Origin of the sequence: Lutibacter sp. (genome assembly GCF_013041805.1) — a bacterium.
GTDB lineage: Bacteria > Bacteroidota > Bacteroidia > Flavobacteriales > Flavobacteriaceae > Lutibacter.
The window spans coordinates 1-26,046 of sequence record NZ_JABDRI010000026.1 but is presented as its reverse complement, the minus strand read 5'-3'; the positions used below and the strand labels follow the sequence as shown (position 1 = coordinate 26,046).

Annotated in this window: 24 protein-coding genes; 13 read left to right on the top strand and 11 right to left on the bottom strand. The window is 31.0% G+C overall.

Features of this window, described 5'->3' with window-relative positions; genetic code table 11:
- A partial coding sequence (locus HKP59_RS03590) for a T9SS type B sorting domain-containing protein (protein WP_291803510.1) occupies positions 1 to 212 on the top strand: 212 nt, incomplete at its 5' end.
- A gap of 95 nt (positions 213 to 307) precedes the next feature.
- On the top strand, positions 308 to 1,588 hold the full coding sequence (locus HKP59_RS03585; protein ID WP_291803508.1) for a DEAD/DEAH box helicase: 1,281 nt from the start codon (positions 308 to 310) through the stop codon (positions 1,586 to 1,588).
- 9 nt (positions 1,589 to 1,597) lie between these two features.
- On the opposite strand, the gene HKP59_RS03580 is transcribed toward HKP59_RS03585, so the two are convergent.
- Together HKP59_RS03580 and HKP59_RS03575 are read right to left on the bottom strand one after the other, a co-directional pair.
- A complete protein-coding gene (locus HKP59_RS03580) occupies positions 1,598 to 3,076 on the bottom strand; it encodes a Na+/H+ antiporter NhaC family protein (RefSeq protein ID WP_291803506.1) in 1,479 nt (492 codons plus the stop codon).
- A gap of 51 nt (positions 3,077 to 3,127) precedes the next feature.
- Positions 3,128 to 3,856: an NYN domain-containing protein gene (locus tag HKP59_RS03575; RefSeq protein WP_291803504.1), complete on the bottom strand. Its 729-nt coding sequence runs from the start codon at positions 3,854 to 3,856 to the stop codon at positions 3,128 to 3,130.
- A 79-nt stretch (positions 3,857 to 3,935) separates the two neighbouring features.
- Between HKP59_RS03575 and HKP59_RS03570 the strand changes: the two genes are divergently transcribed.
- Entirely contained in the window at positions 3,936 to 4,172 is a 237-nt protein-coding gene (locus HKP59_RS03570) for a VF530 family protein (RefSeq protein WP_291803502.1), read from the top strand.
- A 34-nt stretch (positions 4,173 to 4,206) separates the two neighbouring features.
- Here HKP59_RS03570 and HKP59_RS03565 read toward each other — a convergent pair whose 3' ends face one another.
- The gene (locus HKP59_RS03565) at positions 4,207 to 7,419 is read right to left on the bottom strand and encodes a glycosyl hydrolase (protein ID WP_291803500.1); all 3,213 of its coding nucleotides are present in this window, start codon (positions 7,417 to 7,419) and stop codon (positions 4,207 to 4,209) included.
- A gap of 192 nt (positions 7,420 to 7,611) precedes the next feature.
- On the opposite strand from HKP59_RS03565, the gene HKP59_RS03560 reads away from it, so the two are divergent.
- Positions 7,612 to 8,847, top strand: coding sequence for a DEAD/DEAH box helicase (locus tag HKP59_RS03560; RefSeq protein ID WP_291803498.1), 1,236 nt, complete (start codon positions 7,612 to 7,614; stop codon positions 8,845 to 8,847).
- Between the two features lie 7 nt (positions 8,848 to 8,854).
- Here the strand turns inward: HKP59_RS03560 and rlmF are convergent, their stop codons facing one another.
- Positions 8,855 to 9,778: a 23S rRNA (adenine(1618)-N(6))-methyltransferase RlmF gene (rlmF, locus tag HKP59_RS03555; protein ID WP_291803496.1), complete on the bottom strand. Its 924-nt coding sequence runs from the start codon at positions 9,776 to 9,778 to the stop codon at positions 8,855 to 8,857.
- 123 nt (positions 9,779 to 9,901) lie between these two features.
- Between rlmF and HKP59_RS03550 the strand changes: the two genes are divergently transcribed.
- Genes HKP59_RS03550 through HKP59_RS03530 form a run of 5 tightly spaced genes read left to right on the top strand, consistent with a single transcriptional unit; the run spans position 9,902 to position 13,407 of the window.
- Complete coding sequence (locus HKP59_RS03550; RefSeq protein ID WP_291803494.1) at positions 9,902 to 10,291, top strand: hypothetical protein; 390 nt, start codon at positions 9,902 to 9,904, stop codon at positions 10,289 to 10,291.
- A gap of 11 nt (positions 10,292 to 10,302) precedes the next feature.
- Positions 10,303 to 10,881, top strand: a complete 579-nt coding sequence (locus tag HKP59_RS03545) for a TetR/AcrR family transcriptional regulator (protein WP_291803492.1) — start codon at positions 10,303 to 10,305, stop codon at positions 10,879 to 10,881.
- A 42-nt stretch (positions 10,882 to 10,923) separates the two neighbouring features.
- Positions 10,924 to 11,583: an NAD(P)H-binding protein gene (locus HKP59_RS03540; protein WP_291803490.1), complete on the top strand. Its 660-nt coding sequence runs from the start codon at positions 10,924 to 10,926 to the stop codon at positions 11,581 to 11,583.
- A gap of 9 nt (positions 11,584 to 11,592) precedes the next feature.
- Positions 11,593 to 12,225, top strand: coding sequence for a nitroreductase family protein (locus tag HKP59_RS03535; RefSeq protein ID WP_291803488.1), 633 nt, complete (start codon positions 11,593 to 11,595; stop codon positions 12,223 to 12,225).
- A 21-nt stretch (positions 12,226 to 12,246) separates the two neighbouring features.
- Entirely contained in the window at positions 12,247 to 13,407 is a 1,161-nt protein-coding gene (locus HKP59_RS03530; protein ID WP_291803486.1) for an iron-containing alcohol dehydrogenase, read from the top strand.
- Positions 13,408 to 13,439: 32 nt separating this feature from the next.
- On the opposite strand, the gene HKP59_RS03525 is transcribed toward HKP59_RS03530, so the two are convergent.
- The 4 genes from HKP59_RS03525 to HKP59_RS03510 are packed head-to-tail and all read right to left on the bottom strand — an operon-like array spanning position 13,440 to position 16,977.
- Entirely contained in the window at positions 13,440 to 14,885 is a 1,446-nt protein-coding gene (locus HKP59_RS03525) for an aminotransferase class V-fold PLP-dependent enzyme (RefSeq protein WP_291803484.1), read from the bottom strand.
- A 55-nt stretch (positions 14,886 to 14,940) separates the two neighbouring features.
- Positions 14,941 to 15,924, bottom strand: a complete 984-nt coding sequence (locus HKP59_RS03520) for an aldo/keto reductase (protein ID WP_291803482.1) — start codon at positions 15,922 to 15,924, stop codon at positions 14,941 to 14,943.
- 20 nt (positions 15,925 to 15,944) lie between these two features.
- Positions 15,945 to 16,616, bottom strand: a complete 672-nt coding sequence (rsmI, locus tag HKP59_RS03515; protein WP_291803481.1) for a 16S rRNA (cytidine(1402)-2'-O)-methyltransferase — start codon at positions 16,614 to 16,616, stop codon at positions 15,945 to 15,947.
- Position 16,617: 1 nt separating this feature from the next.
- A complete protein-coding gene (locus HKP59_RS03510) occupies positions 16,618 to 16,977 on the bottom strand; it encodes a cupin domain-containing protein (protein ID WP_291803479.1) in 360 nt (119 codons plus the stop codon).
- 251 nt (positions 16,978 to 17,228) lie between these two features.
- Here HKP59_RS03510 and aspS point away from each other — a divergent pair, with 251 nt between their 5' ends.
- The gene (aspS, locus tag HKP59_RS03505; protein WP_291803477.1) at positions 17,229 to 18,977 is read left to right on the top strand and encodes an aspartate--tRNA ligase; all 1,749 of its coding nucleotides are present in this window, start codon (positions 17,229 to 17,231) and stop codon (positions 18,975 to 18,977) included.
- 307 nt (positions 18,978 to 19,284) lie between these two features.
- Positions 19,285 to 21,075: a chloride channel protein gene (locus HKP59_RS03500; protein WP_291803475.1), complete on the top strand. Its 1,791-nt coding sequence runs from the start codon at positions 19,285 to 19,287 to the stop codon at positions 21,073 to 21,075.
- On the opposite strand, the gene glpQ is transcribed toward HKP59_RS03500, so the two are convergent.
- The gene (gene glpQ / locus HKP59_RS03495) at positions 21,072 to 22,058 is read right to left on the bottom strand and encodes a glycerophosphodiester phosphodiesterase (protein WP_291803474.1); all 987 of its coding nucleotides are present in this window, start codon (positions 22,056 to 22,058) and stop codon (positions 21,072 to 21,074) included. The two genes, HKP59_RS03500 and glpQ, sit on opposite strands and share 4 nt — an antisense overlap.
- A gap of 73 nt (positions 22,059 to 22,131) precedes the next feature.
- Between glpQ and HKP59_RS03490 the strand changes: the two genes are divergently transcribed.
- Positions 22,132 to 22,377, top strand: coding sequence for a hypothetical protein (locus HKP59_RS03490; RefSeq protein ID WP_291803473.1), 246 nt, complete (start codon positions 22,132 to 22,134; stop codon positions 22,375 to 22,377).
- Here the strand turns inward: HKP59_RS03490 and HKP59_RS03485 are convergent.
- A complete protein-coding gene (locus HKP59_RS03485; RefSeq protein WP_291803472.1) occupies positions 22,374 to 22,823 on the bottom strand; it encodes a nucleoside deaminase in 450 nt (149 codons plus the stop codon). The genes HKP59_RS03490 and HKP59_RS03485 overlap by 4 nt on opposite strands.
- Positions 22,824 to 22,883: 60 nt before the next feature.
- On the opposite strand from HKP59_RS03485, the gene dxs reads away from it, so the two are divergent.
- The gene (gene dxs, locus HKP59_RS03480) at positions 22,884 to 24,653 is read left to right on the top strand and encodes a 1-deoxy-D-xylulose-5-phosphate synthase (RefSeq protein ID WP_291803471.1); all 1,770 of its coding nucleotides are present in this window, start codon (positions 22,884 to 22,886) and stop codon (positions 24,651 to 24,653) included.
- A gap of 34 nt (positions 24,654 to 24,687) precedes the next feature.
- On the opposite strand, the gene HKP59_RS03475 is transcribed toward dxs, so the two are convergent.
- Positions 24,688 to 26,046 (bottom strand): proprotein convertase P-domain-containing protein (locus HKP59_RS03475; RefSeq protein WP_291803469.1); only part of this gene is annotated, 1,359 nt, incomplete at its 5' end.

Genomic DNA, 26,046 nt, shown 5'->3' with positions numbered 1-26,046 from the left:
TTAATGAAATTTTTTACCCAAATTCTAATATCTATATTTTTGATAGGTTTGGAAAATTAATTACTCAAATTAACCCTGAAGGAAATGGCTGGAATGGCATATTTAATGGGCAACAACTTCCTGCAACCGACTATTGGTTCTCTGTAGAATTAATTGATCTCAATGGAAAAATTAGAACCAAAAAAGGAAACTTTAGCTTAATTAGAAGATAAAATGCTAATTATTTTTTAAAGGTAATTTTCACCATTTTGCATAAAAATCATATATCCGAAGAATTCAACTACCTTTGCAAACTTATTTGAAATACATGAAATTTACAGACTTAGGAATTATTGAGCCAATCTTGAAAGCTTTACAAGATGAAGGTTATACACACCCAACACCAATTCAGGAAAAATCTATTCCTATTTTATTAGAGAGAAAAGACTTATTAGGCTGCGCACAAACAGGAACAGGGAAAACAGCTGCTTTTACAATACCTATTTTACAACACTTATACAATAGTAAAAATGACTACGTAGGTAAACGGAAAGTTAGATCGCTGATAGTAACCCCTACAAGGGAATTAGCTATCCAAATTTCTGAAAATATTACAGCCTATGGAAAATATACTGGAATTAAAAATGTAGTAATTTATGGTGGTGTAAAACAAGCTGCTCAAACTAATGCTTTAAGAAGTGGAACAGATATATTAGTTGCTACACCAGGACGCTTACTTGATTTAATTTCTCAAGGCTATATTACATTAAAGGATGTAAAATATTTTGTACTAGATGAAGCTGACCAAATGTTAGATATGGGGTTTGTTCATGATATTAAAAAAATTATTTCGAAATTACCTGTAAAAAGACAATCACTTTTCTTTTCGGCAACAATGCCAAATGCAATTATAGATTTATCGGGTAAAATTCTTGGAAACCCCCAGAAAGTAACTATAAAACCAAAACAAGCGACTGCCGAAAAAGTTGAACAAGCTATTTATTTTGTAAGTAAGCCTAACAAACCTAAATTACTTATTCATATTATAGAAAATAACCCAAACTCTTCTGTACTTGTTTTTTCGAGAACAAAACATGGTGCAGATAAGATTGTTCGAGTTTTAGGAAAATCACATATTAAAGCGGCAGCCATTCATGGAAACAAATCGCAAGGTGCTAGACAACGTGCGTTGGGGAATTTTAAAAAGGGTGAACTAAATATTCTAGTTGCAACAGATATTGCTGCGAGAGGTATAGATATTGATGAACTTTCTCTAGTTATAAACTTTGATTTACCAAATATTCCAGAAACATATGTACATAGAATTGGTAGAACAGGTCGTGCAAAAGCAAGTGGAATTGCCTTGTCTTTTTGCAATGCTGAAGAAAAAGCATATTTAAAAGATATTCAAAAGTTAATTAGTCAGGAGATTCCTGTGATTTCAGAACATCCATTTATTGATGATGGTATAGAAGATGCTCCAATTCCAAAAGGACCTTCAAAAAATCAAAAGAAAAAAATACAACGACGCTCAGAAAACAAACCTAAAGAAGGTGAGGAAACTAATAAAAAAAAGCGGTGGAGACCTTATTCTAAAAAACGACGTTAATTCTATTTTCTAGTTTAAAAAGCCCATAATAACATACAATAATGTAGTGATTAAACCTCCTATTAATGCATAAGGAAGTTGGGTTTTTACGTGATCAATGTGATCACTTGCCGATGCCATAGACGAAATTATTGAAGTATCTGAGATAGGTGAACAATGATCTCCAAAAACACCTCCCCCTAATGTTGCTGCAATTACCAATGTTATATTCGCTTCTTGAATGGTTGCCATTGGTAAAGAAATGGCTATCATTATGGCAAATGTACCCCATGAAGTTCCTGTTGAAAAAGCAATAAACGAACTGATAACAAAAACAATAGCAGGTAAAAATTCTGGAGAAAGCCAATCTTTCGAAACATTCGCTATATATTGACCAGTACCCAATTGGTTACAAGCTTCTCCAATTGCGAATGCAAGCATCATTAATAATGCTAATGGCATTAGTTCACTAATTCCTTTTAGTGTTAGATCTACCATTTCTTTTGTTTTCATAATACCTTGTGCTCGATATAAAATCATTGCAACTAAAATAGCTGTAAGTACTGCATATAAAACAGATGAAGACCCAGAGCCTTTTCCTATTGCTTGTGATAAATGATCCCAAAAAGAGCTATATGTTTCTACATTACTCCACCCTGTATATGCTAAATTAATTGGCATCATTAGAACCATTGTAACTAATGGTATTACCATATTATATGCTTTTGCTTTGATACCCTCTTTCGGTGGATAGGAAGTAACTGTATCAGAAATCATTGGCTTTGAACCCTTATTCATTAACTCACCTGTTTCTTTTGTCCGTTTTTCAGCTTTTGCCATTTGGCCAATATCTTTTTTAAATATAATTACAAAAGCCAAAATTAAAAGTGCAACAATTGGGTAGAAATTGTATTTTATAGAAGATATTAAAGTTGCAAATGGATGCTCAATGCCTTGCGTGATTAACAAACCCATTATAAAAGCTCCCCATGCATTAAAAGGTATAAGAATTGAAGTAGGTGCAGAACTAGAATCAGCAATATAAGCTAGTTTTTCTCTAGGTATTTTTAACTTATCAAAAATGGGGCGATATAACGTTCCAACTGTAAGTGAACTAATACTTGTTTCTACAAATAAAATAATCCCTGTAAACATTGCTAATAATTGAACAATTACTCTACTATAGCCAGTTTTCTTTTTTTCAAAATAAGAAATTAAAACATTCAATTTATTTACAAAACCTTCAACACCTCTAGAAAATTGAATAAAAAGTAGGAGTGCTCCAACTAAAGCACTAAACATAATTGTTCTAGTATTTCCTTCAGATTTAAAAACATTTACCATTCCCTCAATAGCAGCTAAGGTTCCAGTTAAGAAATTCCAATCATTCATAATAATCCAAGAGAACCAAATACCAAAAAATAAAGCGATATAAACTTGTTTAGTTCTTAATGCAAAAATGATTGCTATAATGGGTGGTAATATTGATAAAAAGCCGTAATCGTTCATTGAGAATAGAGTGAAAAATTGACTAAAAATATGATGTTTTATGAAAAAAAGTTATTTATTTCGGACATAAATTAATTTAAAACGACCACTTGTTTTATCTCTCTGTTCAATTTCAAACTGATTTAATGATTTAAAAAGTGGTGTTAATTTCTGAAATCCAAAATTTCGTGCATCAAAATTAGGTTGTTTTTTCAAAATTAGTGAACCAACATCTCCCATAAAAGCCCAACCATCATCATCAGCGGCAGCATCAACTGAATTTCTTAAAAACTTAATAACTTTAGGTGTAATTTTATCAATATTAGACTTTTTAGTATTTACTTTTCCTGTAGAAACATCATCTTCAGTTTGTAAAATTTCCAAATAAATAAATTTATCACAAGCTACAATAAACGGGTTTGGAGTTTTCTTTTCTCCAATACCATAAACTACTAATCCCTCTTCTCTTAGTCGTGTTGCTAATTTTGTAAAATCACTATCTGATGAAACCAGGCAAAAACCATTTACTTTTTCTGAATATAAAATATCCATTGCATCGATAATCATTGCCGAATCAGTTGCATTTTTACCTACAGTATAACCATATTGTTGAATTGGTGTTATCGCATTTTCTAATAAAACGTTTTTCCATTTTGATAATTGCGGCTTCGTCCAGTCGCCATAAATACGCTTTATGGTTGGTGTACCATACTTCGTAATTTCTTCCATCATTTCTTTAATGTACTTTGAAGGAATATTATCCCCGTCAATAAGCACAGCTAGTTTTAATTCTTTTATCATATTTTATAAAGGTACTGAAAAATTATTTCTATTTTTTTTAATTTTAAGTTCTAAATATTGTTTTACTTTAGCAACCTATATGATTTCTAAAAATACAGATAAAGAGCAGCCTAATAATCCTCTTCATGGCGTAAAATTAGCTGAAATTTTACAATATCTAATTTCAGTTTATGGTTGGAATGAATTAAGTAATAGAATTAATATCAATTGCTTTAAAAGTAATCCTACTATAAAATCTTGTCTTACATTTTTGCGAAAAACTCCTTGGGCAAGAACCAAAGTAGAAAATTTATATTTAAAATCTATACAAAAATAAAAAAGGCAACCAATTGGTTGCCTTTTTATTTTAATTATTCTTCATAATATCTTCTAGTTGGCGGATTATTGAATAAAATTCCACCTGCTTCTTCAAATTCTTTTTCTAAAGCAGGAAGTTGTGCTTCAAACAAATTGTTTAATGTTGTTTCCTGATTTTTAAAAGCATCTTCAGCCAATTTAAACTGTTCTTTTTGTGCTCCAGTAATATCTACTTGTGCAGAAGAAGTTGTATATAAAGCAAATCTAATTCTGCTCAATACTGAGTTTTTCGCTCCAAAACCACCTTCAATAACTTTAGAAACTTTATCAATTTCCTTTTCAAAAGTATTTAATTTATCTACTAAAACATTTGCTTCAACAGCTGTATTTGCAAGTATTTTTTTCATGTTTTCAACACGAGTATACATCTCTTTAATTTTACCTCTTGTTGAAGTTACTTTAGCATTAAGACCAATAACCTCTTTTTGAAAATTAAAATTAGCTGTATAATTTGGTGTTCCAAGTGCATTTGGAATTGAAATGACAGAAAAAGGTTTTTCTTCAATAACCCTTGTAAATTTTCCATCAATATTTTTATCTATAGCCAATTTATAATCTCCAGGAGGAACTTTTGCTCCACGATTAGTTAAATAAGATAAATTCCAACTAATACTATTGTAGCCACTTTTAAGAGGTGCAGTTAATTTTCGCATAATATTGCCCGCATCATCATAAATAGTAAAAATTAATGTAGGTTTAGTTTCTTCACTTTCGGCCAATAACTCTTCTTCAGTTGGATAACTAAATTTTCCTGATTTTTCCGCTGCTTTTTGGGCCTTCATTCTTTTTTGCTTTAAAGTTTCGTGCCCACTTTTAATATAATATTCAAATGTAGCTTCAGGATCTGGGTTTGGCGTTCTAAAATGAACATCTCCTTGATAATTTAGATTGCTTGAAGGAAAATATAACAAGGCATCATTGATATCAAAAACGTGTGCTTCTTTATTATTTACATCTTCACTTATTTCACGTAAAGCTGAGTAATTATCTAACACATAAAATCCACGTCCAAAAGTTGCTACAACCAAATCGTTTTCACGTTCTTGAATTGTTAAATCTTTTACTTGAATAGGAGGAATTCCATTTTTAAGTTGCACCCATTTTTTTCCACCATCAATAGTTGTCCAAACTCCCCATTCTGTTCCAATAAATAAGATATTAGGGTTTTTAAAATCTTCTTGAATTACATAAACCGTTCCTTTAGGTAAATTAGAAGCAATTGAAGTCCACGTTTTACCTTTATCGGTACTTTTTATTAAATATGGAGTAAAATCGCTGCTATTTTTTCTTCCATCAAAACAAGCATATACAGTACTTTCATCGTGTTGTGAAGGTAATACATAATTTACAAATGTCATGTTAGGAACACCTGGGAAAGTTTCATATTTTGTCCAATTTCCACCATCATTTTCAGTAATCCAAATCAACCCATCATCTGTACCTGCATAAAGCATTCCCTGTTTTAAAGGAGATTCTGCAAGTGCAAATATATTCCCGAATTTTGATGTTGATAAATTTTTGGCTACAGCTTCAGGATTCCACATTTTTCCCATCATGGGTAAAGAGTTCTGGTCTATTTGACGGGTTAAATCACCACTTATTTTTTTCCAAGTTCCGCCCATATCTGTACTCTTCAATACATAGTTTCCGGCGATGTACAATGTTTTTGAATTAAATGAACTTAAAAAATATGGGGTGTTCCAGTTCCAACGATATTCTTCATCAATAGTTGGTTGTGGTTTTATTGAGACACTATTCCCTGTAGATTCATCATACCTTCTAATTCCACAATACTGTGATTCATGGTAAGATATATTTTGATTATTTGGATCAGGAATAGATAAATAACCATCACCACCAATTGTATAAGTCCAATCTGCATTTACCAAAGAACGCCTATGTGTTTGAGATGGCCCAAACCAAGAACCGTTATCTTGAGCTCCACCATAAATATTATAAAATGGGTAATCATTATCAACTCTTGCATGATAATATTGTGTAATTGGAAGGTTGCTCTTAAATTGCCAAGTTTTGGCACTATCGTATGATTCATATAAACCACCATCACTTCCCATAAGATAATGATTGGTATCATTTGGATTGATCCATAAAGCATGATTGTCAACGTGCTTATTACTACCCTCAATATTCTCCCAAGTTTTTCCACCGTCTTTAGAACGTCCAGCACGAGTATCCATTAAAATAACTACATCTTGATTGATAGGGTCAGCATAAATTTCATTATAATATTGTGGACTTCCAGCTACTTTATCACTTCGTTTTTCCCAACTTTCGCCCATATCAACCGAACGATAAAATCCTCCTTTACTTTCAGGAAGTTCAATTACGGCATATAAAATATTTGAATTCGCTGGTGATAATGCTAAACCAATTCTACCAACATCACCTTTTGGTAATCCTTTTTTTAATTTAGTCCATGATGCCCCAGCATCAACTGATTTATAAATTGCAGATTCTGGCCCTCCATCAATTTTTGAATACACTCTTCTTTCTCTTTGATGTGCAGCTGCGTATAAAATATCTGGATTTGTTGGATCCATTTCCATATCAGAAACTCCTGTATATTCTCCTATTTCCAGTACTCGATTCCATGTTTTACCACCATCAATAGTTTTATATAATCCTCTTTCCCCTCCAGGGCCCCAAGCTTGACCTTGAGCCGCAACATATACAACGTTACTATTACGAGGGTCAATCATAATTTTACCAATTTGTGAACTAGTTTTCAAGCCCATATTAGTAAACGATTTTCCTCCATCGGTAGTTTTATAAACTCCATCTCCATATGCTAAATTACGCTGAGAGTTATTTTCTCCTGTTCCTACCCATAATACATTAGAATTATTAGGATCCATAGCTAAACAACCTATTGAATAAACAGCTTGCTTATCAAAAATTGGTTTAAAAGTTGTTCCATGATTTACTGTTTTCCATAGACCTCCTGATGCTACTCCAACGTAATATTCAGAAAAATTGTCTGGGTTCACTGCTAAATCAGCAATACGACCAGAATAAGCTGCTGGTCCAACACTTCTAAATTTTAGCATATTTATCATTTTATCCGTAAGCTCAAATTTCTGATTATCAGCTGATTTGTTCTTTTTCCGTTGCGCAAAAGAATGCAAGGATGTAATTGTAAATAAAATTGTAAGGATTGATGTTAAAATCAAATTCCTTTTACTCATTTTTAGCATAATTTGTTGTTTATAATTAAAGACCCATAAAAATATATAAAATAATCTGATTTATCGCTATTTATCACATTTGTATGTAACAATAATGACTTACATATAAACAAAATATGAGTCATTTTTATGAGAAAATAATACGCATAAATATTGCTTATCTTTGTAAAAATTTAGTTTTAAAAATCACACATGCAATTCAAAGACTTACAGTTAAATAAACCAATTTTAAAAGCAATTTCAGTAAAGAAATACGAATTAGCTTCACCCGTACAAGAGCAAACTATTCCATTAGTTTTAGCAAAAAAAGACGTTATTGCTTCTGCTCAAACTGGGACTGGAAAAACTGCTGCCTTTGCATTACCAATTTTACAATTATTATTTGACAAACAAGATGCAGGTAAAAAAGCGAAAAAAATAAGAGCTCTCATTGTAAGTCCAACACGTGAATTAGCCATACAAATTGATGAAAGTTTTAAAGCCTATGGTAAATACACTAATTTAAGAAGTAGTGTTTTATTTGGAGGAACTTCAATTGAACCGCAAAAAGATGTACTAAAAAAAGGGGTTGATATTTTAATTGCTACACCGGGTAGATTGCTAGATTTACATAAACAAGATTGTGTTAATTTAGATTACGTTGAAACTTTTGTTTTGGATGAAGCCGATTTAATGTTAGATATGGGTTTTATTGATGATGTTAAAAAAATTGAGCGTTTATGTCCTAAAGAAAAACAAGTGTTACTGTTTTCAGCAACAATGCCAAACAAAATAGTTGAATTAGCAAACTCTATTTTAAAGAATCCTGTGACTGTTGATGTAACTCCAAAATCTTCAGCGGCTGAAAGTGTAAATCAACTATTGTACTATGTTCCCAAACAGAAAAAAATGGAATTATGTTTACACTTATTACGCAATAACATAAAAGGTGATATTCTTATTTTTAGACGTACCAAATTTGGAGTTGAAAAACTGGAAAAAATGCTAAAAAAGAATGGCTATAATGCAGATAGTATTCATGGTGACAAAACTCAAAGCGCAAGAGAAGATGCTTTAAACAAATTCAAAAGTAAAGAAGTAAATATTTTAATAGCTACTGATGTTGCTTCTCGAGGTATTGATATAAAAAATTTAGATGCAGTCATAAATTTTGACATTCCAAATGTTCCTGAAACCTATGTCCATAGAATTGGAAGAACTGGAAGAGCGGGAAAATTGGGTAGTTCTTATTCGTTTTGTGCTGCTGATGAAAAAACCTACATAACAACAATTCAAGCTTTATTAAGTTTTCCAATTTCAGTTGAGGAGAATCATCCATATCCATTAGACCCAAATGCAAAGCCTGAAGTTTATATAAAAAAGGGAAGTAGCCATAAGAAAAATAGAAAATCGGCTGCTTCAAAAAAGAATAAAAAACGTTGGTATTAATCTAGTACTATTTGTCATTCCATTCTTTTCGTTCTTGTGCTGTTAAAAAAGTCCAAGCAACAATTCGTGTTACTTTATTACCCTGATGCATTGGGATGGTTTTTATTTCAGTTGCACCTAATTTTTTTAAAGAGCTCAACATACTTTCTGCATTTTCTTTTTTTGAGACCAACGTAGTAAACCAAAAACACTGTGTTTTAAACATTGAGCTTTCATACAAATAAGTATGAATAAATGCTTTTTCCCCACCTTTATACCACAACTCTTGTTGTTTTCCGCTGAAATTTCGTGATTTAGTTGTTTTGTTAGTTCCCAAACCTTCTAATTTTCTAGCATTTGCTTCCATCGCTTCTTGTTGCGATTTGTAAAACGGCGGATTACACATAGCAGCAGAAAATTTATCAGTTTCATTTAAAATACCCAATAAAATATGAGTTGAATCTTTTTGATGCTTTAGCTGAATAGCTTCTGTAAGGGTATTCTTTTTTATAATTAGTTGAGCCCTATCCAACGATTTTTTATCAATATCAGTCCCAACAAATTTCCAATTATATTCGGCATTACCAAGTAACGGATAAATACAATTTGCACCTGTTCCAATATCTAAAATATTAGCATTCTCATCAATTCCTGAAGTTTTTAATATATCTGCTAAATAATGAATATAATCAACTCTACCCGGAATTGCTGGACATAAATTATCATCAGGGAAATCCCAAAAAGAAATATCATAAAATTTAAATAAGAGAGCAGTATTTATAGCTTTTACAGCTTTAGGGTTGGAAAAATCAATGGTTTCAGTTTCAAATTGATTCACAAAAACAAATTCATTTAAAGCTGGATATACTTCGCATAACTCCTTAAAATTATATCGATTCCTATGTTTGTTATTCAAATGTAATTGTTCCGCATTTTTTCCTTTAGTTCTCATATGACTCATTATATCACAAAAGTACTCTTTTTAAGTTTTAACATTAATTTATATTTACAAAATGAATAATCATTCGTTTTGAAAAAAGTTTTATATATATTTGCACTCAAAAAAATAGTATTTATGACTTCAAAAGCTTTAAACATTTGGAATGTACTAAAAATTGTAATTGCATTATTTATGATATTTGCTGGTGTACAACACTTTATAAATGCGAACTTCTTTATTCCATATGTACCCTCTTTTTTACCTTTAAAAATGACAATAATTTATGTCTCAGGTCTTTTTGAAATATTGGTTGGTTTATTCTTATTTACTAAAAAATATGCGTCATACGGAGCCATTGGGACATTAGTTTTATTGCTACTTTTTTTACCAATTCATATTTGGGATGTTATTACTGAAAATCCAGCTATTGGGAGCAAACAAGCTGCCTTAATTAGATTACCAATCCAATTTCTATTAATTTTTATTGTATGGAAAATAAAAAAATCAATTTCTCAAAATAAGTAAGCTTTATAATTATGGCTATTCGACAAAAATGCAATAAAAAGCGAATTGCTTTGCTGAATGCAACGCTCAATTTGGTGAACAATCAAGGTTTTCATGATGCTCCAATGAGTAAAATTGCAAAAATGGCTGGGGTTTCTCCTGCTACAATCTATATTTATTTTGAAAACAAACAAGATTTAATTAATAAACTATATCTAGAAGTAAAAGCTGCATTCAGTGTGCACGCTTTTAAAGATTCACATGAAGATTTACCTGTAAAAAAAGGCTTTGAATTAATTTGGTATAATATTGCCGACTTTAAATTAAATCATGTTGAAGAAGCTACTTTTTTATCACAATGTGACAATACACCAATGATTGATGAAGAAAGCAGACGTGAGGGCTTAAAGCATTTACAACCTTTATTAGATTTGTGGGAACGTGGGCAAAAAGAAGAAATTATAAAACCTCTTTCACCTTATATTTTATATGCTTATACCATTTATCCGTTAGCTTTTTTAACACTCATTCAGCAACGTAACTTTTGTCAGCTAAATAAAGAAATGCTTCATAATTCATTTCAAGCAGCTTGGGATAGTATAAAAGTTTAATAAAATTAATTCAAAAAGAACAAACATTCATTTTGTAAGAAAATGGGAAAGACAGCGATTATTTTAGGTGCATCAGGATTAACAGGATTAATACTTTTAAATAAGTTATTGGATGACAAACGATATACAGCAATTAAACTTTTTTCAAGAAAAAGAATAGAAGGTTTACCTTCAAAAGTAAATCAATATATTGGGAATTTGTTTGATTTAAAAAGTTTTAAAAAAGACTTTACAGGAGATGAAGTGTACTGCTGTATTGGAACAACTGCTAAAAAAACACCTAATAAAACTATTTATAAAAGCATTGATTATGGAATTCCTGTTGCTGCAGCTAAACTTTCAAAAAAAAATGGAATCAATACATTTTTAGTAGTTTCTGCATTGGGAGCAAATGCAAAAAGCAACATTTTTTATAACAGAACAAAAGGTGAAATGGAACGTGATGTTCTTTCAGAAAAAATTCAAAAAACATACATTTTGCAACCTTCAATTATTGGAGGAAATAGAAAAGAACAACGAATTGGAGAAAAGATTGGATTAGTTGTATTTAAATTACTTCAACCTTTATTCGTAGGAAACATAAAAAAGTACAGAATTACCGAAGCTGAACATATTGCAGTAGCGATGATAAAATTAGCAAATTCAACTTCAACAACACATATTATAACTTCAGAAAAAATAAAAGAAATAGCAACTAAATAAATTAAAAATATGGAATTATTAGATAAATTAAATTGGAGATACGCTGCAAAAGCCATGAATGGTAAAAAAGTGCCGCAAGAAAAAATTGATAATATTATTGAAGCTGCTCGTTTAGCTCCAACATCAAGTGGTTTACAGCCTTTTGAAATTATCGTAGTTAAAAATCAAGCTATTAAAGAAGCTATTCGGCCTGTTGCTTGGAATCAATCTATGATAACAGATTGTTCTCATTTGTTAGTGTTTGCCGCTTGGGATACCTACACAGAAGAACGAATAAATAAAATGTTCGACTTAACCAATGAGGTTCGTGGATTTAAAAACGAAGGTTGGGAAAACTACCGTAAAATGTTATTGGGTGCCTACCCTCAAAAAGATGCTGAAGAAAACTTTAATCATGCTGCAAAACAAGCATATATTGCCTTTTCAGCAGCTATTATTGCTGCAGCTTTCGAAGGTGTAGACAGCACTCCTATTGAAGGTTTTGATCCTGATGCCGTAGATAAAATTTTAGGGTTGCGCGAAAAAGGTTTAAGAAGTTGTGTGTTATTTCCAATTGGTTATAGAAATGCTGATAACGATTGGTTAGTAAACCTAAAAAAAGTGAGAAAAAGTAAAGAAGATTTAGTAACTGTAATTGAATAATTAATTTTAAAAAATACGATTATGAATAATTTTGATTTTAAAAATCCAACAAAAATACTTTTTGGAAAAAACCAAATAGAAAATCTTTCAAAAGAAATTCCTGAAAATGCCAAATTATTACTACTTTACGGTGGAGGAAGTATCAAAAAAAATGGTATTTACGAGCAAGTAAAAACAGCACTATCAAATTTTGAAGTACTTGAATTTGGTGGGATTCCTGCAAATCCTGAATATGCAGTTTTAATGGATGCTTTAACCATAATTAAAGAGGAGAAAATCACCTTTTTATTAGCTGTTGGTGGAGGTTCAGTAATTGATGGAACCAAGTTCTTATCGTCAGCTGCACTCTATAAAGGTGAAGATCCTTGGGAAATTTTAACTAAAAGCATTCCAACACAAAAAGGGATGCCTTTTGGAACCGTACTTACGCTTCCGGCAACTGGTTCTGAAATGAATTCTGGATCGGTAATTACACGAAAAGAAACAAAAGAAAAACTAGTAATGGGCGGCCCTGGTTTATTCCCGGTGTTTTCAATTTTAGACCCAGAAGTAGTTAAATCGATTCCTCAAAAACAAATTGCAAACGGACTTGCTGATGCTTATACACACGTATTAGAGCAATATATGACATATCCAGTACATGCACTTTTACAAGATCGTTTTGCTGAAAGTATTTTACAAACCCTTATTGAAGTAGCTCCAAGAATATTAAAAGACACTTCCGATTATAATGCTGCAGCTAATTTTATGTGGAGTTGTACCATGGCTTTAAACGGTTTAATTCAAAAAGGTGTACCAACTGATTGGGCGGTACATATGATGGGACATGAATTAACAGCTTTATTTGGCATAGATCACGCACGTACGTTGGCTATTATTGCTGAAAGTCATTATACATATAACTTAGAAACTAAGAAAGAAAAGCTAGCGCAATATGCTGAGCGTGTTTGGAATGTTTCTGAAGGAACTCTAGAGGAAAAAGCGTTGGCTGGAATTAAAAAAACAACTGAGTTTTTTCATTCATTAGGCATAGACACTAAACTTTCTGAATATACTAAAGATTATAAAGGAACGGCTGAAATTATTTCAAAACGTTTTACAGATCGAGGCTGGAAAGGATTAGGTGAACACGGTAAAGTAACTCCTAGTGATGTAGAAAAAATAGTTGAAATGAGTTATTAATAAAACTCTTACTTTAAATTTAAAAAGCTCTTTTAATAAAGGGCTTTTTTTGTTTGTATTAAACATTTTTGAAGCATTGCTATCGCAGTATCTATTGTGTCTTTTTTAGTTCGAATTGAAAGAATTGCCATTCGAATTACAAATTTTTGGTTTATTTTGGTGGTACTAAAAAACACATCACCATTTTCATGGATAAATTCAACTAACTTTTTATTAAATGTGTTTTCATCAATTTTTTCTGAAGGATACCAAAAATAACTAATGGTTAAATCTGGTTTAGGGCCAACTTTAAAACCGAGTTCAACTAATTTATTTCTAAAATATGCTGTGAGCAACAGTTTTTCTTCAAAACTAGCTTTAAAAGGTTCAAGCCCATGAATTTGTAAGGGCAACCACATTCTTAATCCTCTAAAATGTTTTGTTAATTCAGGTGAAACATCCGATGGATTAATTTGTACATCTGCTGAAATTGCATCTTGCATATAATCAGCGGTATAATGGTGCGAATGAAAAACAGCTTCTTTATCCTTAATTAAAACAGCTCCAATTCCATAAGGTAAGAATAACCCTTTATGTGGATCAACAACCAAAGAATCGGCTAATTCAATTCCTTTAAATAGCTGCTTTTTACTTTCTGCCAACACAAAAAATCCACCATAGGCAGCATCAATATGATACCATAAATTATTCTCTTTAGCTATTTCGCCAATTGCAGCTAAAGGATCAATTGCTCCTGTATCGGTGGTACCAGCAGTAGCAATAACCATAAATGGATTGAAACCTTTATTTATGTCTTGTTTAATTTTTTCTTTTAATTTACCTGTATCTATTTTTGAAAATTCATCTAAGTCTAATTTGCTAATCTTCAAATCTTCTAATCCAATAATTCGAAGTGCTTTATGAATACAATGATGTGCTTGCGGACTTAAATATAAAACACTTTTCTGTATTTTTTCGTTTTTAATTTTATGCTTATCGCGCGCGGCAGTTAATGCAATTAAATTTGCTATTGAACCACCTGATGTTAAATTTCCTACAGCACTTTTTGGAAACCCAAAAATAGATTTCATCCAATTTAATGTTTCATTTTCAATAGCTACGGCACCCGGTGAAGCATAATAAATTCCTGCATATTCATTTGTAACACTCGCTAAAAAATCAGCCAAAGCTGCAGTGTAAATACCACCTCCAGGCACATACCCTAGATGTTTACCAGAGGCTGGTTTAATTCCTTTTGAAACAACCTCTGAATTATATGTTGCTAAAATTTCAGATAAATTCTTTTTAATTGAATGAATAGTTAATTTGTTAAAATCAGGATTCCCTGAAACATATGCTGGGTAACTATCTAAATTTTCGATAAAATTATTTGCAAACTCACGAACTTGCTGATTTAGTTTTTCTCGTTCTTTAAAAGAAGGATTTAATTCTTGTGAAATTTTTTGTAATGCTGTTATTTCTGAAATTAATTCGTTCATAGGCACAATAACTATGTATTATTGTTTTAAATTAGTTCTTATTTTAGTAAGCTGTTTACCACAAATGGTGCACTCCGTTTTTAATGTAATTTTCATAAATACTTCTGATTTTATCCATATCAGGTGTTGAAATTACGCTTGACGAATCTAAATTTAAATTAGATTGCAATTGAGTAACATTAGAAGCTCCAGGAATAATACAGCTAACTTCGTTAAATGCTAAAATCCATTGTAATGCTTTATGAGTTAAATTTTGATCTGGAAAAAGTTGTTTTAATTCATCAACCGCTTTTAACCCTAATTCAAAATCAATACCTGAAAATGTTTCTCCTTTATCAAAAATAGCGCCTTCTCTATTAAAATTTCTATGATCATCTTTTAAAAAAGTAGAAGATTTACCAAATTTACCTGTTAACAAACCACTTGCTAAAGGCACACGAGCAATAATTCCAACATTTTTAGCTTTTGCTTCTTTAAAAAACAATTCACTTGGTCTTTGTCTAAACATATTAAAAATTATTTGAATAGTGCTAACTCCAGGATATTCTATAGCCTTTAAAGCTTCTTCCACTTTTGCTACACTAGCTCCATAATTTCTAATTTTTCCTTCTTCAATAAGTTTATCAAATAATTCAAATATTTCTGGACGATAATAAACCTCTGTTGGTGGACAATGTAATTGAATTAAATCAATTCTGTCAACGCCAAGATTCGATAAGCTATTTTCCACAAATTTTCTTAATACATCAACTTGATATGCATCATTTGTATGCGGATCTAAGAATCTACCGCATTTTGTTGCAATATATACCTCCTCAGACCTAGAACGAACAACTTTACCTACAGTTTTTTCACTTAATCCATTACTGTAAACATCCGCAGTATCAAAAAAGTTAACGCCATTATCAATCGCAGTGTTTAAAATTTCTTCCGCACTTTTTTGATTAAAATCACTACCCCATTTTCCTCCAACTTGCCAAGTTCCAAGGCTAATTTCTGAAACCTTTAATCCTGTTTTTCCTAATGTTCTATAATTCATGTTTTATACTTAAAGTTTTCTTATTTTTTTCCTCCAACAACAATTACAAATTCACCTTTTGGGGCTTTTTGTGTGAAATGTTCAATAACCTCTACAATAGTACCTCTTAAAGTTTCTTCATACAATTTAGTAAGTTCACGAGAAACAGAAATTGGTCTTTCTGAACCAAAATATTCAGCAAAATGCGTTAAGGTTTTTAATAATTTATGAGGTGATTCGTAAAAAATCATAGTTCTAGATTCTTCAGCCAATAAAATTAAACGGGTTTGACGTCCTTTTTTTACGGGTAAAAAACCTTCAAAAACAAATTTATCATTGGGTAAACCACTGTTTACTAGGGCGGGAACAAAAGCTGTAGCGCCAGGTAAACACTCTATTTCAATATCATTTTCAATGCAAGCCCGTGTTAATAAAAATCCTGGATCAGAAATTGCAGGAGTTCCTGCATCAGAAATCAAGGCAATATTTTCACCGTTCTTAATTCGTTGTACAATATTATGTACCGTTTTATGCTCGTTATGCATATGGTGGCTATGCATATGTGTAGAAATTTCAAAATGTTTTAATAATTTTCCACTTGTACGTGTGTCTTCAGCTAAAATTAAATCAACTTCCTTTAAAACCTTTATTGCTCTCAGTGTAATATCTTCTAAATTTCCAATAGGAGTTGGTACTAAATATAGTTTTGACATATTATATAGATTCAAAAGTTTCAACAGTTAAATTACTTATCACATTTCCGGTGTGTTTAATAGCTAAAGGCTCAAATAATAATACATGCACTTCTTCTTTTGCAATTGGTTTATGCTCGACACCTTTTGGAATAATAAGTAATTCTCCTTCTCTTAATTCAACTATTTTATCCCTAAATTCAATTTCTAAAGTTCCCTTTAAAATAAAAAAAAGTTCATCTTCATTCTCATGTGTATGCCAAATAAATTCACCTTTTAATTTGGCTAGTAATAATTGTTGACCATTTAATTCTCCAATTTTTTTAGGTGTCCAAAGCTCATTAAATAATTTGAATTTTTCAGAAATATTGATTGCATTCATTTTGCTAAAATACAAAGATTTTCAATGGTTTTTGTGTAACAAGTACCTATAAAATTTTAACAGATTTGAAAGTTGTGAATACTTACTATATATTATGTTTATATGAGCCATATTTTGCTAAAAACTCAAAAAATAGCTAATAAATTAACCTTCTAATTAGTTTCGGAACTGAAACACCCAAAAAAATAAACTTATTAATACAAACTATACTGTAAATCACTAAATTTGCACATTAAATTAAAATTGATACAATGTACAGAACACATTCAAACGGAGAATTACGATTAACAAATGTAGGTCAAGAAGTTACTTTGGCTGGTTGGGTGCAAAAAACGCGCGATAAAGGATTTATGATGTGGGTTGATTTACGTGACCGTTATGGAATTACACAATTAATTTTTGACGAAGAACGCACACCAAAAGAAATGATGGACAAAGCAAAAACTTTGGGTCGTGAATTTGTAATTCAGGTGAAAGGTGAAGTTATTGAGCGTATTTCAAAAAATAAAAATATACCAACTGGTGAAGTTGAAATATTAGTAAAAGAATTAACTATTTTAAATGGCTCAATTGTACCTCCATTTACTATAGAAGATGAAACTGATGGTGGTGATGAGTTACGAATGAAATATCGTTATTTAGATATTCGAAGAGCTCCAGTAAGAGATAATTTAATTTTTAGACATAAAGTTGCCATTGAGGTTCGTAAATATTTATCAGATAAAGGTTTTATTGAAGTTGAAACTCCTGTTTTAATTAAATCCACTCCCGAAGGAGCACGAGATTTTGTAGTTCCAAGTAGAATGAACGAAGGACAATTTTATGCCTTACCTCAATCTCCTCAAACTTTTAAGCAATTGTTAATGGTTGGTGGACTGGATAAGTATTTTCAAATTGTGAAATGTTTTAGAGATGAAGATTTACGTGCTGATAGACAACCAGAATTTACACAAATTGATTGTGAAATGGCGTTTGTTGAGCAAGAAGATATTTTAAATGCTTTTGAAGGCTTAACTCGTCATTTATTAAAAGAAATTAATGGAGTTGATGTTGCTGAGTTTCCAAGAATGACTTATGATGAGGCTATGAAAAAATATGGAAACGATAAGCCAGATATTCGCTTTGGAATGGAGTTTGGAGAATTAAACGAAGTAGCTCAACACAAAGAATTTAGTGTTTTTAATAATGCTGAATTAGTAGTTGGAATGGCTGTCCCTGGAGGAAGTTCATATACAAGAAAAGAAATTGATAAATTAATAGAATGGGTAAAGCGTCCGCAAGTTGGCGCATCAGGAATGGTCTATGTAAAATGCAATGAGGATGGTACTTTTAAATCATCTGTAGATAAATTTTACGATCAAGAAGATTTAACAAAATGGGCTGAAGCGACAGGAGCAAAAGCTGGAGATTTAATTTGTATTTTATCAGGAAATACAGATAAAGTAAGAACGCAATTAAGTGCTTTACGTATGGAATTGGCTGAGCGATTAGGCCTTCGTAAACCAACTGAATTTGCGCCATTATGGGTAGTAGATTTTCCTTTATTAGAATGGGATGAAGAAACTAAACGTTATCATGCAATGCATCACCCATTTACTTCACCAAAACCTGAAGATATGGCATTGTTAGATACCGATCCAGGAAAAGTGCGTGCTAATGCTTATGATATGGTATTAAACGGAAATGAAATTGGTGGTGGATCAATTCGTATTCATGATAAAGCAACGCAAGCTTTAATGTTTGACCACTTAGGTTTCACTCCTGAAGAAGCAAAAGAACAATTCGGATTTTTAATGAATGCCTTTGAATATGGCGCACCTCCACACGGTGGCTTAGCGTTTGGATTAGATAGATTAGTTGCTATTTTAGGTGGCCAAGAAACAATTCGTGATTTTATTGCATTCCCGAAAAATAATAGTGGTAGAGATGTGATGATTGATGCACCTTCAAAAATTGATGAAAATCAGTTAAAAGAATTAAATTTAAAATTAGATTTATAAACTTCTTAAAAAAAAGATTTAACAGCCTTGATATATAATATTGAGGCTTTTTTATATCTAATATATATTGATTATTCTAAAATTATTATAATTTAGAGCCGTGAGCAATTCAAAATATTTAGGAATTTTTAATTACGAATTTGATTGGTATCAACCAAAAAAATGTAATTCAACATGCACAACCAAAGAAAAGTGCTGTAAAAAGTTTAAGAAAAAAAAAGAAAAGCACTGTAAAAACTGCCCTAAGTTAGTAGCTTAATTCCTTTATTTTGATACTTTTGCATACTTATTTTTATAAAAATAAAAAATGTCAAATCGTTCTAAAATTTTGTTTCGTAAATTTTTAAAATGGAGATACCAAAACATCTCTAATAAACAATTTACACATATTGCAAGTGCTGTTATTGGTTTACTAGCCGGTCTTGGAGCTGTGACATTAAAAAACCTAACTCATTTTATACAACACTTATTAGAAGGAGAAATTATTAGTGATTTACACCATGCTTTCTATTTCATTTTTCCAATTATAGGGCTTTTATTAGTGTTAGTTATAATTAAATATTTTATTAGAAAAAAAGTTGGTCATGGAATTCCTTCCACTTTATATTCCATTTCAAAACAAAAAGGAATTATGCCTCGTCATCAAATGTGGTCTTCAATACTAACAGCTCCGTTAACGGTTGGATTTGGTGGTTCAGTTGGACTAGAAGGACCAACAGTTGCAACAGGTGCTGCTTTAGGCTCTAATTTCGCAAGGATTTTTCATTTAAACCAAACTACAAGAACATTACTAATTGGTGCTGCTGCCGCAGGAGCAATGTCTTCAATTTTTAAAGCTCCAATTGCTGCCATAGTTTTTGCTGTTGAAATTTTTAGCTTAGAATTAACTTTAGCATCAATGATTCCTTTGTTGCTAGCTTCTATTACTGCGGTACTAACTTCCTACTTCTTTTTTGGTGATGACGTACTACTTCATTTTGACTTACAAGATAAATTTAAGTTACACGATGTTTCTTTTTATGTATTATTGGGTGTGGCATCTGCCTTAACATCAATTTATTTTAGTAAAGTATATTTTGGCATTGGGAATTTCTTTAAAAAGTTTGACAATCCTTATAAACGACTGTTAATTGGAGGTCTGCTATTAGGCGTTATTGTTTATTTCGTTCCCCCTCTTTTTGGAGAAGGCTATGAAACAATTAATCATATCTTAAAAGGTAGTGTTCCAAATATTATAACAAATAATATTTTTCATGTAGCTACTGATAATATTTGGGTAATTATAGCTCTTTTAACTGGTTTAATATTATTTAAAATAGTAGCAACTTCTTTCACCTTTGGTGCTGGTGGTATTGGTGGTGTATTTGCTCCAACACTTTTTACTGGGAGCATTACCGGTTATGTATTTGCACTCATAATAAATTATAGCAACTTGTTTAGTCACCAACTATCATTAATTAATTTTGCTATGGTTGGTATGGCTGGTTTAATGGCTGGTATATTACAAGCTCCACTAACAGCTATATTTTTAATTGCTGAAATAACAGGAGGATATGAATTATTTATTCCTTTAATGATTGTTGCATCTATTTCGTTTATTATTACAAAACGATTTGTACCTCACAATATTTATGCTGCAGAATTAGCGAAAAGAGGAGAATTACTCACACATGATAAAGATAAAAATGTTTTAATGCTTCTAGATTTGGATAAGTTAATTGAAACAAACTTTGTGCTATTATATCCTGAAATGACTTTAGGAGATGTAGTTACCAATGCTGTAGCGAAATCTTCTCGAAATCATTTTCCAGTAATAAATGAAGAAAATGAGTTTTTAGGAATACTTACTATTAATGACATACGAAGTATTATGTTTGATAAAAATTTATATGATAAAGTTAAAGTAAGGTCGTTAATGCACGATGGTTCAGATATTATTTATTATGAAAAAGATTCTGCTGAAGAAATTTTAAACAAATTTAAACGAAGTGGCGCTTGGAATTTAGTGGTTTTAAAGGATGGTAAATATTTTGGCTTTATATCAAAATCAAGATTATTAACTGCATATCGAAGAAAATTAATTAACGTTACCGCTTAATTTTTATTTATAAAATCAGCTACTTTATCTGGAAAATCAGTAAAAACACCATCAATATTTGCTTGGTATAAAGCTACATTTAGTAATTCTTCAAAATTTTCAAAATTGCCCAATTCATCGGCTCTAAACGTATAGGAGTGTACTTTTAAATTAAGTTCATGAGCTTCTGTAACTAAATTAGAAAGTTGCCAAGTTCCGTCTTCATTTTTACCTTTTATAATTTGCTTGTACCAAGGTCCAATTCCATCAGCATATTTGGCAAATGCTTCCAATTTTGACTCTTCTTCTTCAAACTCTATTAACTGCACTAAAAAAAGCTCACTTTTAAGTTCGGTTCTTATTCGTTTTAATTCAACAGCATCAAAACATTGTAAAATACAATTGTCATTTTTTGTTTTATATCCATAATTAGAAAGAACTTCTAAAACAATTTTAGAAATATCTTTTCCTTCTTTTTGATGAAACAAAGGTTCTTTAATTTCAGGATAAATTCCAATATTTTTACCTGTACTTTTATTTAATCCTTGAATTAATTCTATTTCTTGCTGTAACGAATGTAGTTTGAAGGTTGATTTATTTAAAGGAAACCTTTTGGGGTAAACTGCTTCTTTTGTAGTTGGATTAAATCGTTCAGAGACATTTAATTGTGTTAGTTCTTCAAAAGTAAAATCTATCACATAATACCTTCCATCTGCTCTATTTCTATTGGGGAACTGAATTGCAACATCTGTGACTGTTTCTAAATGAATATCATGCACAATAATTGGAATATTGTCTTTACTTAAAACAATGTCTTGTTCAATAAAATCAATATTCATGGCGTAAGCCATTGCTTTTGATTCAAGTGAATGCTCGGGTAAATAACCTGATGCGCCTCTATGTGCTACTACAATTTTTTTTTCTTTTATAGGCATTGTCTTAGTTTCATTAGTATTACAACTTAGCACAATAAAAAAAAAGACGCAAACTAAAAATCTAAACATATTATTAATTTAAATTAGACTTAAAGATATTAGTTTTTGTAATTTTATCGCCTAAAATATTAATTATCTTTTTATGAAGTATATTATTAGTACTGTTTTAGTAATTGTTTTGGGTATGCTTACCTATGGGTATTACATTAAATCTAGCGGAGATACTAATGGTGAAATAATTATTGGTATTGCAGTATTAATAGTTGCATTTATATTAATGCCTTTATTTATTTTCCACCGTTATAAAAACAAAAATCTAACCGAATTTAGATTAGATAAATGGTTTGAAAAATTAACGGAAAATGAGAAGAAAAATAAACCCAATTAATTTAAATTTCTTTTTTCTATAAAAAACTTTTTTAAAAGCTTACTACATTCATCTTTTAAAACTCCACCAACAACAGCTGTTTTTGGGTGTAATGTGGTATTTAAATTTATAAAACCTCTTTTTTCTTCAGAAGCACCATACACAATTTTACCAATTTGAGTCCAGTAACTTGCACCAGCACACATTTGACAAGGTTCTAAAGTTACGTACAACGTACATTCTTTTAAATACTTACCTCCTAAAAAATCTGCGGCTGCAGTAAATGCTTGCATTTCGGCATGAGCAGTCACATCATTCAATGTTTCTATTAAATTATGAGCACGAGCTATGATTTGATTATTCATCACAATTACAGCACCTATTGGTACTTCATTTTTGTCAAATGCTTGTTCTGCTTCTTGCAGAGCGCGTTTCATAAAATAAGTGTCATCAAAAGGATTCATCATAAGTCAAAAGTAATTTTTTTTATTTCAACGAACAATTTAAATAGTGTAGTTTTGTATTGAATGAAAACTAATTTGCTAGCACATATTAACAACCCTACCGATTTGCGTAAGCTTTCTAAAAATCAACTCACTCAAGTTGCACAAGAATTACGTGATTTTATTATTGATATAGTTGCAACAAAAGAAGGTCATTTAGGTGCAAGTTTGGGAGTTGTTGAGTTAACTATTGCGCTTCACTATGTGTTTAATACACCAAACGATTTGTTAGTTTGGGATGTTGGACATCAAGCCTACGGACATAAAATTTTAACTGAAAGACGAGATAAATTTTATACAAATAGACAGTTAGATGGAATTGCAGGTTTTCCAAATAGAAAAGAAAGTACTTTTGATGCTTTTGGAACTGGGCATTCATCTACCTCTATTTCAGCAGCTTTAGGAATGGCAATTGCCTCAAAAATTAAAGGAGATTTTGACAAACAACATATTGCGGTAATTGGCGATGCTTCCATTGCAAGCGGAATGGCTTTTGAAGGTTTAAATCATGCAGGTGTTACAGATGCCAATTTGTTAATAATTTTAAATGATAATGCTATGGGAATTGACCCTAGCGTTGGAGCTTTAAAAAACTATTTTACCAATGTAAAAGCAGGAAAAAAAGTTCGGAAAAATAATATTATTGAAGCATTAAATTTTAACTATTCTGGTCCAATTGATGGTCATAATATTGATGAGGTTATCACTGAATTAGAACGGCTAAAATCGATTAAAGGTCCTAAATTTTTGCATATCATTACTACAAAAGGTAAAGGTCTAGAAAAGGCAGAGCAAGACCAAGTTACCTATCATGCACCTGGAAAATTTGATAAATTAACAGGAGAAAGAATTGCAAAAGACACACATATTCTACCTCCAAAATTTCAAGATGTTTTTGGAGAAACCATTGTAGAATTAGCCAAGATTAATAAAAAAATAGTTGGAATTACACCCGCAATGCCTACTGGAAGTTCATTAAAACTAATGTTAGATGAATTACCTGAAAGAGCTTTTGATGTTGGTATTGCTGAACAGCATGCGGTAACATTAGCAGCAGGAATGGCAACACAAGATTTAATCCCTTTTTGTACAATATATTCAACTTTTTTGCAACGAGCATATGACCAAATTATTCATGATGTTGCTTTACAAAACTTGCCAGTAATTTTTTGTATTGATAGAGCCGGAATTGTAGGTGAAGATGGTGCTACACACCATGGAGTTTTTGATATTGCATACTTACGTTGCATTCCTAATTTAGTGATTTTTGCTCCTTTAAATGAAGTTGAGTTACGTAATATAATGTTTACAGCACAACTAGGAATTAATTTTCCATTAGCCATTCGTTACCCAAGAGGAAATGGAACTCTAATTGATTGGAAAAAGCCTTTCTCTGCTATTGAGATTGGTAAAGGAACAAGTATTTCAGAAGGAAATGAAATTGCTATATTAAGTGTTGGAACTATTGGAAATAAAATTATTGAGCTACAAAAAGAGTTGCCTTTGAACAAATTTGCACATTATGATATGCGTTTTGTAAAACCTTTAGATGAGCAATTATTACATTTAATTTTTAATAAATTCAATACTATTATTACCATTGAAGATGGAGTTATGATGGGTGGTTTCGGATCAGCTATTTTAGAATTTGCATCCAATAATAATTACAAAAATAATATCATTAAAAATTTAGGAATCCCTGATGAATTTATTGAACATGGTACAACTGACGAATTGTTTACATCTATAGGTTTATCAAACACTATACTCAAAGATTATTTATTGAAATTATAAAACTCCCTTTTTTATTGAAACAATTTTAAAGTAATTATTTTATAATTACTTTTTTACTTCCTAGTAAATTATCAGCGGTTAATTTTATAATATACACTCCTGAAACTAATTGTTGAACGTTCATATGTTCAATAGTAGCATTGAATAAGTTGAAGTCCTTTCGAAAAACTTTTTGCCCTGTAAGTGTATACATTTCAACAGTCGTTTTCCCAATTCCCTTTGAAGAAGAAATAGAAAAATCACCATTTGAAATGGTTGGAAATACTGAAATACCTGTTTTTTCAAAAAAGTAATTATCAATGGCTAAAGACGAATCAATAGATAAGATAATTTCCTCATTTGGTAAAAATCCACCTGTTGCATTTGTTATATCAACTTTAAAAGAATCATTGTCAGAAATTCCACTAGAATTTGCATAAGATACTTTTGAAGTATTTATATCCTCTTGTGTAAAGGTTTCGCCAAGCGCTAAAGGAATACTATTTAATTGAACTTGACCAACTGTTGGTAATTCAGTTAACATAAAAACTTGCTCACTTGCTGTTGAACCAACACTAATTGCTTCCGTTTCTGCTTGTTTTAACGTGTAAGTACTATTTGTCCCAACCGTTAATGGACTATTTGTAAAAGATGAATTGGTAATTGTTTGTGAATTACATATTTCTAGAGACCAACTATTGATGGTTCCTGTATCTTGATTATAATAATCAGCAACTTTTAATACCCAATCACCCTGTGAATTTAATCCATTAAAACCTGATAAAAGGTTTGTTGGTATTACCACTTGCGAATTTGCACTATTTCCGCAATCAAAAGATCCAGAAGCGTCATCATCATACGTAATTACAATATTATTTTCACTACCACATTCTCTACTAAATAATACAATTTCAGTAGCGTCAGGGGCTATTATTGAAATAACTAAATCTTGAATATATGTATGAGTAATATCAATTGTTACATTTACATCGGTTATAGTTTCATCATCTGAAACTGTAATAATTGATGTTGAAGCTGTACCTGGGCTATTTGCTCCAATTCCATCAGAAATAGGTAAGTTAGGATTAGTGGTTATGGTATTACACAAAATTGAAGTTTGAAATTTTTGTGTTTCAGAGTATGTTCCATCTGCACAACTATTTTTAGCTCTAACTCTCCAATAATAAACCTTTTTAGAACTCAGAATAGCACTCGATGTAAAGGAATTAGTAACAACATTTGCTGTTTCAATAATAGTATTAAAACCAGCATCAGTTGCAATATCAATATCGTAGGATGTTGCATTTCCATCAGCATTCCAAGTGAAATTTGTTGCGTCAATAGGTACACCTATTGCCTCATTTATTGGTGAAGTTGTAGTTAAAATACCAAAATTAGCATCTACCACTTTTAA